The organism is Streptococcus respiraculi, from assembly GCF_003595525.1.
Taxonomy (GTDB): domain Bacteria; phylum Bacillota; class Bacilli; order Lactobacillales; family Streptococcaceae; genus Streptococcus; species Streptococcus respiraculi.
The window spans coordinates 210,047-224,538 of sequence record NZ_CP022680.1 but is presented as its reverse complement, the minus strand read 5'-3'; the positions used below and the strand labels follow the sequence as shown (position 1 = coordinate 224,538).

The 14,492-nt window shown below is 42.6% G+C and carries 13 protein-coding genes; 2 read left to right on the top strand and 11 right to left on the bottom strand.

Features of this window, described 5'->3' with window-relative positions; genetic code table 11:
• Window positions 1-465: 465 nt before the first annotated feature.
• The 3 genes from CHF41_RS01060 to treR all read right to left on the bottom strand — a co-directional run bounded on the left by CHF41_RS01060 (window position 466) and on the right by treR (window position 2,100).
• Window positions 466-1,011 carry a CvpA family protein gene (locus CHF41_RS01060; RefSeq protein ID WP_119875623.1) on the bottom strand — a complete coding sequence of 182 codons (546 nt, stop codon included), beginning with the start codon at window positions 1,009-1,011 and terminating at the stop codon, window positions 466-468.
• The gene (locus tag CHF41_RS01055; RefSeq protein WP_119875622.1) at window positions 1,008-1,319 is read right to left on the bottom strand and encodes a cell division protein ZapA; all 312 of its coding nucleotides are present in this window, start codon (window positions 1,317-1,319) and stop codon (window positions 1,008-1,010) included. Before CHF41_RS01055 ends, CHF41_RS01060 begins: the two co-directional genes overlap by 4 nt.
• Window positions 1,320-1,386: 67 nt before the next feature.
• Window positions 1,387-2,100, bottom strand: a complete 714-nt coding sequence (treR, locus tag CHF41_RS01050) for a trehalose operon repressor (protein WP_119875621.1) — start codon at window positions 2,098-2,100, stop codon at window positions 1,387-1,389.
• Window positions 2,101-2,289: 189 nt separating this feature from the next.
• Between treR and treP the strand changes: the two genes are divergently transcribed.
• Entirely contained in the window at window positions 2,290-4,278 is a 1,989-nt protein-coding gene (treP, locus tag CHF41_RS01045) for a PTS system trehalose-specific EIIBC component (protein WP_119875620.1), read from the top strand.
• A 201-nt stretch (window positions 4,279-4,479) separates the two neighbouring features.
• Complete coding sequence (gene treC / locus CHF41_RS01040) at window positions 4,480-6,114, top strand: alpha,alpha-phosphotrehalase (RefSeq protein ID WP_119875619.1); 1,635 nt, start codon at window positions 4,480-4,482, stop codon at window positions 6,112-6,114.
• Between the two features lie 915 nt (window positions 6,115-7,029).
• On the opposite strand, the gene purR is transcribed toward treC, so the two are convergent.
• The 8 genes from purR to CHF41_RS01000 form a co-directional block, all read right to left on the bottom strand.
• Window positions 7,030-7,842, bottom strand: coding sequence for a pur operon repressor (gene purR / locus CHF41_RS01035; protein WP_119875618.1), 813 nt, complete (start codon window positions 7,840-7,842; stop codon window positions 7,030-7,032).
• Window positions 7,843-8,006: 164 nt separating this feature from the next.
• Window positions 8,007-8,948, bottom strand: coding sequence for a 3'-5' exoribonuclease YhaM family protein (locus CHF41_RS01030; protein WP_119875617.1), 942 nt, complete (start codon window positions 8,946-8,948; stop codon window positions 8,007-8,009).
• On the bottom strand, window positions 8,938-10,167 hold the full coding sequence (locus CHF41_RS01025; RefSeq protein ID WP_162911898.1) for a DNA recombination protein RmuC: 1,230 nt from the start codon (window positions 10,165-10,167) through the stop codon (window positions 8,938-8,940). The genes CHF41_RS01030 and CHF41_RS01025 overlap by 11 nt, the downstream gene beginning before the upstream one ends.
• 1 nt (window position 10,168) lies before the next feature.
• The gene (locus CHF41_RS01020; RefSeq protein WP_119875615.1) at window positions 10,169-10,801 is read right to left on the bottom strand and encodes a thiamine diphosphokinase; all 633 of its coding nucleotides are present in this window, start codon (window positions 10,799-10,801) and stop codon (window positions 10,169-10,171) included.
• Window positions 10,794-11,453 (bottom strand): ribulose-phosphate 3-epimerase, encoded by a 660-nt coding sequence (gene rpe, locus CHF41_RS01015; RefSeq protein WP_119875614.1) that lies wholly within the window; start codon window positions 11,451-11,453, stop codon window positions 10,794-10,796. The genes CHF41_RS01020 and rpe overlap by 8 nt, the downstream gene beginning before the upstream one ends.
• Window positions 11,454-11,468: 15 nt before the next feature.
• Complete coding sequence (rsgA, locus tag CHF41_RS01010; protein WP_119875613.1) at window positions 11,469-12,344, bottom strand: ribosome small subunit-dependent GTPase A; 876 nt, start codon at window positions 12,342-12,344, stop codon at window positions 11,469-11,471.
• Between the two features lie 195 nt (window positions 12,345-12,539).
• Window positions 12,540-13,319, bottom strand: a complete 780-nt coding sequence (locus CHF41_RS01005; protein ID WP_119875612.1) for an endonuclease/exonuclease/phosphatase family protein — start codon at window positions 13,317-13,319, stop codon at window positions 12,540-12,542.
• Window positions 13,320-13,329: 10 nt separating this feature from the next.
• Window positions 13,330-14,481, bottom strand: a complete 1,152-nt coding sequence (locus CHF41_RS01000; protein WP_119875611.1) for an iron-containing alcohol dehydrogenase — start codon at window positions 14,479-14,481, stop codon at window positions 13,330-13,332.
• Between the last annotated feature and the right edge of the window lie 11 nt (window positions 14,482-14,492).

Genomic DNA, 14,492 nt, shown 5'->3' with positions numbered 1-14,492 from the left:
GGACTGTTGAAGGTTGGAAATAAGGATTATGAAATAATCCTCAGCTACCATTAGTCCGAACTAGCGGTTCAAAGGGGCGAGCTGCGCTCGTTCTATTTCCAGCCTCCCACAATTCTCAATTGCAAGGGGCGAGCTGCGCTCGTTCTATTTCCAGCCTTCCACAATTCTCAATTGCAAGGGGCGAGCTGCGCTCGTTCTATTTCCAGCCTTCCACAATTCTCAATTGTGGAAGCTAATCAGATTTTGATTTTTATAGGGTATTATAGTGAATTGAGAAAGGAGTAAGACAAGGCCAGGAGCTGTAGATACAACTGGGTTCATCAAAGCGGCTTAACGATGTCCTAACCTTTATTCGATTCACTATATGTTTATAAAACATTACTTTCGTAGCATAATCGTGGTAAAAACAGAGGGACTGGGCAACGTGTGCTCAACCCCTTTTTTACAACTAAAACAACTCACTGATTAGCCAATTGCCGCAATCCACAACTGTTTCAACAAGCTACTGGTAATCGGTGTGTATTGGATAATGGCATTGGCAAGCCAGCTCTTATGGAGCATTTCCTGTACGGATGCCAGCGGAATGGTGGCTACAATAGTGAGAAGAATCTGTAGCGATATAAGAGCTACAAACACTGCTAGGGCTCCGCTAATGACATTGGTGGCGGTCGTATCTGGATCAGCAAAGCGCAAAAGGTGCATTAAAAGACCCAAGAGGCGCATAGTTGCGTAAACAAGTATGTAGACCACTAAAAAGGCTAGTCCTGCATAAAAAATCTTATCTAAGCTGAACAAATACTGGCTATCAAAATAATAGGTACTAGCACCTTGTCCCGCTGTTGCAAATGGTACCCACAAGTAGAGCAAATGAACCAACTTTTTAAACTGACCTGCTGCAATAATGAAGGCAAAGATACTGGCAAAAGTATAATAACTTTGTAGCACAATTCCCCGACTATAGCCAATATAATAACTCCAGCATAAAATAATCAACAAGAGTAACGTTATCATGACAAATCCTCAAGTTCATCCAAGTCTAATAGGGTCACATTCTTCTTGAGAACTTTTTCTTTTACCCTAGCTAGTTCTGCTTCTACTTTCTCGTGCTCCATTTCCCGTTTTAGTTGGACAGATAAGGCGTTGATTGCAAGCAAAAGAGCCAACGTCTCAGAATCTGCTGTCGGCATTTTTTCTTTGATTGCTTGATACTTTTCCTGCGCAATCCGCTCAATTTCTTCCATAAAAAGATTATCATGCTCCGTTGTGAGCGTGAGTTGCTTTTCTCCAAATGTAAATTTGTATCGATTTAAGTTTGCCATAAAATTACCTCAACTTTCATTATATCGTAAAATCAGCTATTTGGCTAATCCCAATGCCCTTCTTCCCTTAAAGAATAGTCTTTCTCCGTGCAAAATCGACAAAGCGAAACTTATCAATCTTATGCTTACTTTCTGTATACTGAAATTGCTGAGTATTGCCCAAAAAGACACGGGAGCGAATCTGAACGAGATAATCATCCTTGCTCTTCATCAATTCTCGCTCCTCCCGATTGGTCGGCTCAACTGTGATTTCCTTTTGCGCATAGGCGATATCCAAGCCCAGCTCACCCTCTAAATAAGCGTAGATTGAAATCTCGGCAATCTCCTTAGTCAAATGCGGCACCACCTCATAGGATAGATAATCCGTATCAAGAACCGATACCTTTCCGTCAATAGACCTTGTACGGACAAGTTTCCAAACCTGACTGTAGGGTTCAAACCCTGTTAGCTGAGATAGATTACTTGTCACCGTCAACAATTCCAAGCTCACCACCTCCGTATGACTATCCATGTGAAGGGACTGGGTCAACTCTTGATAGGAAGTTAAGCCCGATACAGGAAAATCAAGTAACTCTTGCTTTAAGACGAGTGAGCCCTTGCCCTGCACTTTTTGAATCAAGCCCCGCTCGGTCAGCATGGATAAAGCCTTGCGAATCGTGTCTCGGCTGACTTGATACTGTAATTGCAACTCTTTTTCCGTTGGCAGAACATGCTCTGCTGGGTAGATATTATCCTCAATTTTTTCCTTGATATCATTGAAAATTTCTTGATATTTTTTCATAACTCTTTCCATTGGTCTGCTTTTTATCATACAACTGTTCCTATTATAACAAAATTTTAATTTTTTTTACAAAAAAGCTTGCATTCTGTCTTGAAATCGGATACAATACTCTTGTCTTTAAGATTTGTCCGTACAAATTTTACAAAAAGAAAGGAGACATCGTTCAACGATTGTCTAAGGGAAATATAAATGGGAAAATTTGAACAAGACGCTAAGACCCTACTGGATGCGGTCGGCGGTAAGGAAAACGTGACTGCTGTCACCCACTGTGCTACACGTATGCGTTTTGTATTGGGAGATCCGAAAAAAGCAGATGTCAAAACAATCGAAAACATTCCTGCTGTTAAGGGAACTTTCACCAACGCAGGTCAATTCCAAGTCATCATCGGAAACGATGTACCAATCTTCTACAATGACTTTACTGCCGTTTCAGGTATCGAAGGTGTTTCAAAAGAAGCTGCTAAATCTGCTGCAAAAAGCAACCAAAATCCTATCCAACGTGTCATGACCATGTTGGCAGAAATCTTCACTCCAATCATTCCAGCCTTGGTTGTTGGGGGATTGATCCTCGGTTTCCGTAATGTCCTTGAAGGCGTTCAAATGGAGTGGCTCGGTCAAAAAATCATTGATGGTGTCAAACAAGTCAATGAACAAGGTGAGCCAATCTACAATACGATTGTGGATGTTTCTCAATTCTGGAGCGGGGTCAACCACTTCTTGTGGCTACCAGGTGAAGCGATTTTCCACTTCTTACCAGTCGGAATCACTTGGTCTGTCACCCGTAAAATGGGAACCACTCAAATCCTTGGTATCGTTCTTGGTATCTGTTTGGTGTCTCCACAATTGCTCAATGCCTATGCTGTACCAGGTACATCCGCAGCAGAAATCGCTGAAAACTGGTCTTGGAACTTCGGCTTTGCAACGATTGCTCGTATTGGTTACCAAGCGCAAGTTATCCCAGCCCTTCTTGCCGGCTTGTCACTTGCCTACCTTGAAAAATTCTGGCGCAAGGTCACTCCCGAAGTGGTCTCTATGATTTTAGTGCCATTCCTCTCACTGGTTCCAGCTCTTATCCTTGCACACACGGTCCTTGGTCCTATCGGTTGGGCAATCGGTAAAGGTCTTTCAGCTGTTGTCTTTGCTGGTTTGACTGGTCCACTTAAATGGCTCTTTGGTCTTATCTTTGGTGCCCTTTATGCGCCGTTCGTTATCACTGGTCTTCACCACATGACCAATGCCATTGATACGCAACTCATGGCAGATACTGCCACTCATACAACTGGTCTGTGGCCAATGATTGCTCTGTCAAATATCGCACAGGGTTCTGCTGTATTTGCCTATTTCTTTATGAAACGCCACAATGAGCGTGAGGCACAAGTTGCACTCCCTGCTACCATTTCTGCCTACCTCGGTGTAACAGAGCCTGCCCTCTTTGGGGTAAATGTGAAATACATCTATCCATTTGTTGCAGGAATGATTGGATCATCTCTTGCAGGTTTAGCCTGTGTTATGTTGAATGTCCAAGCCAATGCAATCGGTGTTGGTGGCTTACCAGCTATCCTTTCCATCAACTCGAAATATTTCGGTGCGTTCTTATTAACCATGGCAATTGCGATTGTCGTTCCGTTTATCTTGACATTTGTGTTTGCGAAAACTGGCCTCTTTGCCAAAAAAGAAGAAGTCGTTGAAGAAATTGTAACGGTTACTGAAACAACTGAAACAAAAGCTCCTGCTGAAATCATTAGCCCCTTGACTGGTCAAGTAAAAGACTTGTCAACTGCAACAGACCCTGTCTTTGCTTCTGGTGTAATGGGGCAAGGAGTCTTGATTGACCCGAGCGAGGGCGAATTGATTGCTCCAATTGACGGTGTCGTATCTGTCCTCTTCCCAACCAAACATGCAATTGGTATCACTGGTACAGACGGTGTTGAAATGTTGATGCACATCGGTATGGATACTGTCACCCTTGAAGGAAAAGGTTTTGAGGCCCATGTTCAACAAGGTGACCGTATCCAGGCAGGAGATAAGTTGATCAGCTTTGATATTACTGTCATCAAAGAAGCAGGTCTTGTCGCTGAGACACCTGTTATCATTACCAACCATACTGATTTCCCAGCAGAAATCATCGGAGACTTGCCACGTCAAGTAATGCGCGGACAAGCAATCCTCAAAGCCTAATACTCGTCAAACATCAAACTCTCACGTTGCTAAAATGAACTTCCGTTCTACCTGCGGTTTCGTTACCTCGTCAGAATTCGGTTTTTAGAGAGTATAAATAAACAGCTGAAGCTGAGCTCTCTTTCACCACCATTCTGACATGGGTTGGAAGGAACTCAGCTTCTGCCATTTGCTTTGAATTAAATAGAATAGGAGAACAACATGGCAATCGATAAACGCAAGGTCGTCTATCAAATCTATCCAAAATCTTACAAAGATACGACTGGAAATGGTATCGGAGACTTGCAAGGGATTATCCAAAAACTGCCCTATCTAAAAGAATTGGGCATCGATATGATTTGGCTCAACCCTTTCTACCCTAGCCCACAACGTGATAATGGCTACGATATTTCAGACTATACAGCCGTCAATCCAGACTTTGGGACAATGGCGGATTTTGAAGAAATGATTGCGACAGGGCAAAAATTGGGTATCGATTTTATGCTTGATATGGTGCTCAACCACTGCTCAACTGACCACGAATGGTTCCAAAAAGCTCTTGCTGGTGACCAATATTACCAAGATTTCTTTATCTTACGCGATGAGCCAACCGACTGGGTGTCAAAATTTGGTGGCAACGCCTGGGCACCCTTTGGCGATACTGGCAAATACTATCTCCACCTCTTTGATGTGACCCAAGCGGATCTCAACTGGCGCAACCCGCATGTCCGCAAGGAGCTGTTCAAAGTTGTCAATTTCTGGAAAGACAAAGGAGTCAAGGGGTTCCGCTTTGACGTGATTAACTTGATTGGAAAAGACGAAGTACTAGAAGATTGCCCAATCAATGATGGCAAACCTGCTTATACCGACCGCCCAATTACGCATGACTACCTCAAGATGATGAACAATGCAACATTTGGAACTGAGGATGGCTTTATGACTGTTGGAGAAATGTCTGCCACCACCATTGAAAACTGTATTCTTTATACAGCACCTGACCGTGAAGAATTGGCCATGGCCTTTAATTTCCACCATCTCAAGGTCGACTATAAGGACGGACAAAAATGGTCTATTATGGATTTTGATTTTAAAGAATTAAAACGCCTGTTCCACACTTGGGGAGAAGGGATGAGTGAGGGAAATGGCTGGAACGCACTCTTTTATAACAACCATGACCAGCCACGCGCCCTCAATCGCTTTGTCGATGTCAAAAATTTCCGTAACGAAGGAGCAACCATGCTAGCCGCTTCTATCCACCTCTCACGTGGAACGCCTTACATTTACATGGGCGAAGAAATCGGTATGATTGACCCAGACTATGATTCCATGACAGATTATATCGACGTGGAAAGCCTTAACGCTTATCAAATCATGCTAGAAGATGGTAAGACCCCTGAAGAAGCCTTTGCTATTATCCAAGCAAAATCACGGGACAATTCCCGCACACCGATGCAATGGGATAGTAGTAGCAATGCAGGCTTTACGACCGGCATCCCTTGGCTCAAGGCAGGAAAATCCTACCCAGAAATCAATGTTGAGACTGAAAAAGAAGGTCCAATCTTTACCTTCTATCAAAAGCTGATTCGCCTGCGCAAAGAAATGCCAATCATTGCTGAAGGTGACTACCGCGCAGCTTACACGGACAGCGACAGCGTCTACGCCTTTGAACGCCACTTAGAAGAACAAAAACTCCTCGTCCTCAACAACTTCTTTGCCAAAGAAGTTGAACTGGAATTGCCGGCAGGCTATGAAAATGGTCGAGTCCTTATCAGCAACTACACAGATACCACAATTGACAAAACCATCACCCTTAAACCTTATCAGACACTGGGGGTTATACAAGATACAAGGGCGTAAAAAAGCTAGTACCCATAGGGCATCCGTATCTGTAAAATGGGAAAACCCATAACAGCTACGGCAAAATTAGGAAGCTTGACGAAGAATCATCGATTCTAGGAAAGATTATCTATTTTCCAAGCTTTTAGCCCGCGTTCAATTTCACAAGATACAAGGGCGTAAAAAAGCTAGTACCCATAGGGCATCCGTATCTGTAAAATGGGAAAACCCATAACAGCTACGGCAAAATTAGGAAGCTTGACGAAGAATCATCGATTCTAGGAAAGATTATCTATTTTCCGAGCTTTTAGCCTGCGTTCAATTTCACAAGATACAAGGGCGTAAAAAAGCTAGTACCAATAGGGCATCCGTATCTGTAAAATGGGCAAACCCATAACAGCTACGGCAAAATTAGGAAGCTTGACGAAGAATCATCGATTCTAGGAAAGATTATCTATTTTCCGAGCTTTTAGCCCGCGTTCAATTTCACAAGATACAAGGGCGTAAAAAAGTCGTTTAAGAAGCACAAGCTGGGATTTTTCCAGCTTGTTTTACATTTGTTACTCATCAAATCTCAAACATATAGTCAAATCGATAGACTTTCAGACAAGGAACTGAGGCGCAAACAGTACTTGAGTAAGGAAAGTCGACACTAACGATGTATAACGTTCATCCAAAAGACTATAAATAGGATTCATATCTAATCAGTATAGTCTTTACGTTTCAATTGAATGTCACAATTAAGAAAAGATTAAGGTTGGACTGTTATACTTTATTCATCCTAAAAAACTTTTCTTTTTCATATCGTCCTTGAAACTGGCTAGAGTACATATCTGCAGTTTCCTGTGGCGAATCTCCTTAAAAGCCCTGTCGTTCATTCGACAGGGCTTTTGTTGTATTTTGATACGCTATAAACATTCAGACTTTTGGCACGTATTACTTGAAAATATTTCCCAATTCTACATCAACCTTGTTTTCTTTGACGTCAATGTTGGTAACAGCAAGAAGTGATTTGTAGTTGGCGACGTTACGCGCACCTTTTTGGTTTTCCGCAAAGACTGCCACACCAGCTAGGCTACTGTCAAATTCTGATAAGAGGCTAATCATCCCGTTAATCGTTCCACCATTTTTCAAGAAATCATCGACAATCAGCACACGGCTACCTGCCTTTAAACTGCGTTTTGAGAGGAACATTTTTTCAATACGGTCGCTTGAGCCAGACACGTAGTTGACCGAAACGGTTGAACCTTCCGTAATTTTCAAATCACGGCGCACAATGACAAAAGGGACATTTAAGACATTGGCAACCGCATTGGCTAAAGGTACCCCCTTGGTTGCGACCGTCATGACCGCATCGATCTGCTCATCCTTAAAGCTGTTGGCAATGATACGTCCGACATTTTTCAAGATATGAGGTGTTGAAAGCAGGTCTGAAGAATAAATATAGCCACCTGGCAAGATACGACTGCTTTCTGCCATTTGACTGCGCAATTCTTCTGCAATCGTAAGGGATTCTTCATCTGAAATCGATGGAGTAAAAATCACACCCCCGCTTGCTCCTGTAATAGTTTCAATCTGACCAATGGCGCTTTCTTCAAAGGCTTTTTTAATGATGGCAATATCTTCTGAAATCGATGATTTGGCAGAACTATACTTCTCTGCAAACATATTTAAACTCGTCAATTCATACGGGTGGTTGATGAGATAATGAGAGATGACCACCATGCGTTCACTTCTTCTTAATTTCATAGTCGATTCCTTCTTTGCTTTTTTAATATTATATCATAAAAAAGGAAAAAACGAACTTTTTTTATCCATTAGCTCGTTTTTTTCGTATTTTGTTGATGCTCTACACCTATCACATTGCAGTATCCTGCATTATAAGTGAAGCAGTCGTTCGATTATTTTCCTCATTAGTCGATATCTGGCTTATAGAAAGCACGATTATCCATCGCAAAGATTCGACTGGTCATTTCCCCTGGGCCTACCTTATCAAGGGCAGTGAGCATCATCATCATCTCTGCATCAATATTGTCAATCATGTGGAGAATTTCTGCTTCCATAATCTGCGGCCGAACGGGGCTACCGTATTCGAGTAAGCCGTGGTGACTGAGAATAACATGGCGAAGAACCGTTACTTCTTCCCTACTATCATCGATTCCTAACTCAATCAAGACCTTGGTAATTTCCTCATCAATCAAGGAAATATGTCCAATGAGATTGCCTCTTACAGTGTAGTTAGTATTTTCAGGGCCTGATAATTCAATGACCTTAGCCAAATCATGTAGCATAATCCCCGCAAAGAGCAGGCTTTTATTGAGCTGTGGATAGATATCGCCAATCTTATCTGCCAAGCGTACCATAGTCGCTGTATGAAAAGACAGACCTGAGTAGAAAGCATGGTGGTTGGTCTTGGCAGCAGGATAGGAGTAAAATTCCTGCTCATACTTGCCATATAAGGCTCGCACAATTCGCTGCCAAACAGCATTTTCGATTTTAAAAATCATCTGACTGAGGTACTTGCGTGTGTCTTCCACATCAACAGGTGGTTTTTCCTTGAAATCAGCAGGATTCATTGGCTCACCCGGTTTTGGCAGTCGGAGAATGATTTGATTGACCTGAGGTGTATTGTTATAGACTTCTCTGCGTCCTTGCATGTGGACGACAACACCTGCCTTAAAATCCTTAATCTTGCCTGGCTGAGCATCCCAGATTTTTCCTTCGATTTCTCCTGTATCATCTTGGAAGGTCAAAGCGAGATAATCTTTTCCAGCCCTCGTTTGCCGCACATCGGCGCTTTTTATCAGATAAAAGCCTTCAAAGAGCTCATCTTTTTTCATTTGGTTAATTTTCATCTTCTTCCTCCTGGAAATTCAATAGGTCAAATCCTGCATCTCCATCTGGCAATTCAATATAGCGCAAAGTCCTCTCAATCGCATTGGTCCGCCGTGTCAAGAGATCGTCTAGGTTGCCTGACGCGTGCTGTAAATGGCGCTGGGCTTTCATCAAGACCGTACCAAACTTGCTAAATTCTGACTTGACATTACCAAGGACTTTACTAATATCATCAGCTGAACGTTGGATATTTAAGGTCTTAAAGCCGACAGATAAGGAATTCAAGAGAGCCGACAAGGTCGACGGGCCTGCCACTACGATATGCTCTGTCCGCCGTAATTCATCAAAGAAAATCGGATTGCGCACCACTTCAGAATACAAGCCTTCCGTCGGTAAAAAGAGAATACCAAAGTTGGTCGTTGCTGGTGGATAGAGATACTTTTCTTTTATATCCTTAGCAAAACGTTTAACTGAGGCGAGGAGATGCTTGCGGTGCAACTCAATCTGCTCCTTGTCCCCTACTTCATAGGCTTCTTCTAGGCGGTAATAATCTGCGAGGGGAAACTTGGAGTCAATCGGAAGGTAGACAGACTCATCCTTAGTCTGACCTGGTAATTTCACGGCGTATTCGACCCGTTCATTTGATCCTACAACTGTTGCAAATTCCCGCTCGTACTGAGACGGTGTCAAAATATCTTCGATAATTTGCCCCAACTGCAATTCTCCCATGATACCGCGCGTTTTCGTATTCGAAAGAATTTTATTAAGAGCGCCGACATCACGCGCCACCGTCTGCATTTCTCCAAGACCACGGTTGACAGATTCCAGCTGCTTAGATACGGTTTCAAAAGAGGCCTGTAAGCGCGTCTGCAAGGTCTGCTCCAGCTTTTCTTCGACTGTCTGACGCATTTCCTCCAGCCGTTTTTCATTAGAATCTTGAATGGCTTGCAAACGCTGATCTGCCACATCACGATTCTGAGAGAGAAGTTGGTGCATTTCCTGTCGCAAAGCGGTCATTTGCTGATACAGCTCCCGGCGTAACTCCGTCATATCCTGATGCAAGGCTTGCTGCTGGGCAAAGGTTTGTTGATTTTTCTGATCAAAGAGATAGGTCAGCTGGTCGGACAAATGATCGGCAACATCTTCTGCTTGTGTAGATAAGCGCTTCACATGCTGCTCTAAACGAAACAGGGTAATGACCGAGATGACTATTGCTATAAAGGCTAGGATATACGCCATTCTACCTCCTATCACGACTGTAGATAAGAACAACATAGCCCTTATCTATTGTAAATTCGATTTCTTTTCCGATAAATTCGTTACTGCTATAACATTTTTTGACAAAATAATTGTTCTCATCTAAAGGATACTTGGCATCAGTAATCGTCAAACGACTGTCATCTGATGGCATAAAGGACACGTAGGTCATTCCCTCAATCGGAGCAATTGTGTACTGTCCTGCTGGATAAAAGCGCACAATATTCATGTCATCTACCAGCTCAATCTGCCGCATATAAGGTGCTAAATCGGGCTCACTGGCCAGAAAAAGATTACTCATCATGTGATCCAAGCGCCCACCAAAAGCACCAAACACCGTCGCCTGCGCCTTCGGATAACGGACAAAGACTTCTTTTAGCGCCAACTCCAAATCCGTATCGTCTTTTTCAGCTGGTGCCTCTATGAAAATAGCCGCCGCTTGGCAAATCCGCTCCCGTTCGTCCAGCGATACAGAGTCAAAATCACCAACTGCCACATCAAGTGGTAAACCGTGTTCCAAGAGATACAAAGAACCTCTGTCCACTCCTACAAAAAGGTCGTAGCAAGAGGGGATTTTGCCCTTGTCACCACCTGCAACCACAGCAATCCTAGTCATGCAGAGCCGCTTTCAATGTATTGACATTGGTCTGCAAGTCACCCTTAAACAAGTATGAGCCTGCCACAAAGACATTTGCTCCTGCTTCCTTCGCAGATACAATCGTCTTGTTGTCAATTCCGCCGTCTACTTCAATATCAAAAGATAAACCTTTTTCATCACGAAGTTGAGCCAAGGCAGCAATTTTTTCTGCTACTTCTGGGATATAAGCCTGACCACCAAACCCTGGATTGACCGTCATCAACAACACCTGATCAACCATACTTAAAACAGGCTCAATCACAACCAGCGGAGTCCCAGGATTAATGACAACTCCTACTTTCACGCCTGCTGCACGGATTTTTTGCAAGGCACCATGAAGATGCTGGGTAGCTTCTGCATGAATGGTCACAATATCAGCTCCTGCTCGCGCAAAATTTTCAATATGTTGCTCAGGGTTTGACACCATTAAATGGCAATCAAAAACTAGCTTGCTATGTGGTCGCATAGCCGCTACTACATCTGCACCAAATGTAATATTCGGCACAAAATGTCCATCCATAATATCAATGTGGACATATTCCACCCCTGTTGCTTCAAGGCGTTTTAACTCTGCTTCAAAGTTCGCATAATCTGCCGCAAGAATAGAAGGGGCGATTTTATAGTGTGACATAGGCATTCCAACTTTCTATTTTATTTTTTTACTGACTTTTTTATAGGTTTCTCGTACATTTTGAATTTCCGATAAAAATTGCAGGTAATTATCGTAGCGACTTTTGGAAATCATCTGCTTTTCCACGGCAGGCTTGACAGCACAATCTGGCTCATGCGTATGGGTGCAGGTCCGAAATTTACAAGATCGACTTTCTTTTGCAATTTCTGGAAAACAATCATTAAGTGCCTCTGCCTCTTTTACTTCGTAATCTAGCGAAGAAAATCCCGGGGTATCAGCAATTTTTCCACCATAAACGTTATAGAAGCTGACAGCTCGTGTCGTATGGCGTCCCCGACCGAGGCTGTCTGAGATAGCTCCTGTCTCTAATTGTAATTCTGGAGCGATTTTATTGAGCAGAGTCGACTTTCCAACCCCTGTCTGCCCCATAAAGACCGTTACCTTGTCTTTCAAGAAAGGAGTTAATTCCTCCACACTGTAGACAAAGGGGTAGCCAATCTTTTCATAAATCGCACGGTAAACCTCTAATTCATCCTGATTTTCCAGCAAATCCATCTTTGAGATGTAGATGATTGGTGTCATATCTTTCTGCTCTAGCAAAACTAAGAAACGATCCAAGAGATTAGCGTTGAAATCAGGTTCCTTGGCTGACATGATAACAACTGCCTGGTCAATATTGACAATTGGTGGCCGTACCAAGCTATTTTTACGCTCATAAATCTTTAAAATATATCCCTCTGACTGCTCCTCTGCTGAAAAGTCAACAATGTCTCCTACGTAGGGTGTCTGCCCTTTTTTCCGAAAATTCCCACGTGCTCGTGTCTGATAAATCTGCCCGTCAGACTCTACGTAGTAAAATCCAGCAAGGGCTTTCATAATAATACCTTGCAAATCCGCTCCTTTTATTTCCAGTTTTTAGCGATTAGCAAGCCAATGCTTCCTAATCATCATTTCATTGCATATACTTGTTCTTATTATATCAAAAATCATGCAAAATAGTTGGTTTCTAAAATAAAAACAGACATTTAGAGGCATAAAAATACGGAAAGCAGACGAAAGGCTTTCCGTATTGTTTCTTGATTCTTTCTATGCATGCAGTAATTGGCATTCTATCGGAAGATGATCAGATGGGTAAAAATTGCCTCGTTTCTCTGCTACAACCTCGACTGTTTGGATAGCAAATGTCCCAGCGACAAATATATAGTCAATTTTTTCGAGTTTTTTCCCCTCAATTTCTTCTGGAAAATCCTCATCGATAAAACTACCCTTAGGCCCCATACATTGTCCAACAGCCACGCTAACATCTGTAAAAAATTGGCACAAAATTGGATAAAATGGTTCATCTGACTCTGCATTTAAATCCCCCATCAAGATCACCTCTTGATAGGATTGAGATTGGACAAAGTCTAGTACTTGTTTGGCAGATTCTTCTCTCGCAAGCCGACTCATGTGATCAAAGTGCGTATTGATCACTAGTATTTCTTTTCCTGTTTCCTTGTCCTGTAATACTGCCCAGGTCGCAATGCGAAAGCAAGCTGCCTTCCAGCAATCAGCTTTTGACATTTTTTGAGGAGTAGGCGATAGCCAAAAGGTCTCGCTCTCTAGACACCGGTATTTAGTTTTACGAAATAAAATTGGATTGTATTCTCCATATTCTTCCGTATCACGAACCGTTCCTAGTCGCTCAAACTCTTCTAGTCTTGCAAAATCCTGCCACTGCTCCTCTGTCACCTCCTGCAATCCTATAATATCCCACTTTCTGGAGCAAATCAACTGCAATAATTCTTTTTTACGGTGCGTCCAATTGTGCTCTATTTTTTCTACTGGTTGGGCATTTTTTATATTATACGTCGCTACTGTAATCATCTTCTACTCCTTACTTCCAACTACGTAGATAGATTTGTTTCATCTCTTCCTTCGTTGGTACAACTGGATTATTGTCTGGACTACCACTAGCAAAAGCATCATCACACATTTTGTCAAGGGAGGCTACAAATTGCTCTTTATTCACTCCAAAATCATGATAGGTACGAATAGATAGAGTCTGGCAAATGTCTTCTAATTGTTGTAAGAAATAGGTTGCTTTCTCTTCATCTGTACCACTAAACTCAGGGTAAACATACTCGGTCAGTTCAGCTAATGGCTTGATAATTGCAGGTTTAGAGTAGTCTAACACTTCATGCATTAGAATGGCATTTGAAAAACCATGTGGAATATGGAAGAGCGCTCCAATTGGACGCGACATCCCATGAATCAACGTCACAGAGGCGTTTGAAAAAGCGATTCCTGCTTTCAAAGCGGCCAAAGCCATTTCTTCTCTTGCCACCAAATGATTTCCATCTTGGTAGGCTGTTACAATATGGTGCATAATTGCCTTTACAGCTGATAAGGATAATTCCTTGGTCAAGGTATGCGCCTTTCTTGAAATATAACTTTCAATCGCATGGCATAATGCATCGAGACCTGTCGCAGCTGTAATAGATGGTGGACTAGATTGGGTCATCAATGGATCGATAATCGCCACTTTTGGTAAAAAGCTCTTATCTTTCATCATATACTTGATCTGCTGTTGTGTATCTGTAATGACCGTAACGTCCGTTGCTTCTGAGCCTGTTCCAGCTGTCGTAGGAATCGCAATAACTGGTAACGGCGACACAGCAAACTCCTTAGCACTTGCTAGAGCCGAAATTGTCGAATAGCCATTTCGGTACATGACAGAAGCAGCCTTAGCCGTATCAATGCAACTTCCTCCCCCTAACGCTATAATTGCTTCAATTGGCTGTTCTTGAGCCTGTAAGATGGCTAATACTTGATTAACAATTTCATCAGTCGGTTCGCTAGTCACTCCTGAGAAGATTGTCCATTCCCCTTCCAATGTCTGCGTCAACTTATTTACTAAGCCTAACTGCAACATGGTTTCGTCTGTAATAATCAAGTAGCGGTTGCCATAGCCTGCAATGCTATCACAGGCACTTCCTACCGCATCTTGCCCATAAATTATCTCTTGCGGTAAATATAGTCGTTTCATATTTTCTCCAC

Coding starts and splice junctions, on each gene's coding strand:
- treR (WP_119875621.1), bottom strand. CDS start 2,100: ATGAAAAAATATCAAGAAATTTTCAATGATATCAAGGAAAAAATTGAG.
- CHF41_RS01000 (WP_119875611.1), bottom strand. CDS start 14,481: ATGAAACGACTATATTTACCGCAAGAGATAATTTATGGGCAAGATGCG.
- purR (WP_119875618.1), bottom strand. CDS start 7,842: ATGAAATTAAGAAGAAGTGAACGCATGGTGGTCATCTCTCATTATCTC.
- CHF41_RS01005 (WP_119875612.1), bottom strand. CDS start 13,319: ATGATTACAGTAGCGACGTATAATATAAAAAATGCCCAACCAGTAGAA.
- CHF41_RS01055 (WP_119875622.1), bottom strand. CDS start 1,319: ATGGCAAACTTAAATCGATACAAATTTACATTTGGAGAAAAGCAACTC.
- rpe (WP_119875614.1), bottom strand. CDS start 11,453: ATGTCACACTATAAAATCGCCCCTTCTATTCTTGCGGCAGATTATGCG.
- treC (WP_119875619.1), top strand. CDS start 4,480: ATGGCAATCGATAAACGCAAGGTCGTCTATCAAATCTATCCAAAATCT.
- treP (WP_119875620.1), top strand. CDS start 2,290: ATGGGAAAATTTGAACAAGACGCTAAGACCCTACTGGATGCGGTCGGC.
- CHF41_RS01030 (WP_119875617.1), bottom strand. CDS start 8,948: ATGAAAATTAACCAAATGAAAAAAGATGAGCTCTTTGAAGGCTTTTAT.
- CHF41_RS01060 (WP_119875623.1), bottom strand. CDS start 1,011: ATGATAACGTTACTCTTGTTGATTATTTTATGCTGGAGTTATTATATT.
- CHF41_RS01020 (WP_119875615.1), bottom strand. CDS start 10,801: ATGACTAGGATTGCTGTGGTTGCAGGTGGTGACAAGGGCAAAATCCCC.
- CHF41_RS01025 (WP_162911898.1), bottom strand. CDS start 10,167: ATGGCGTATATCCTAGCCTTTATAGCAATAGTCATCTCGGTCATTACC.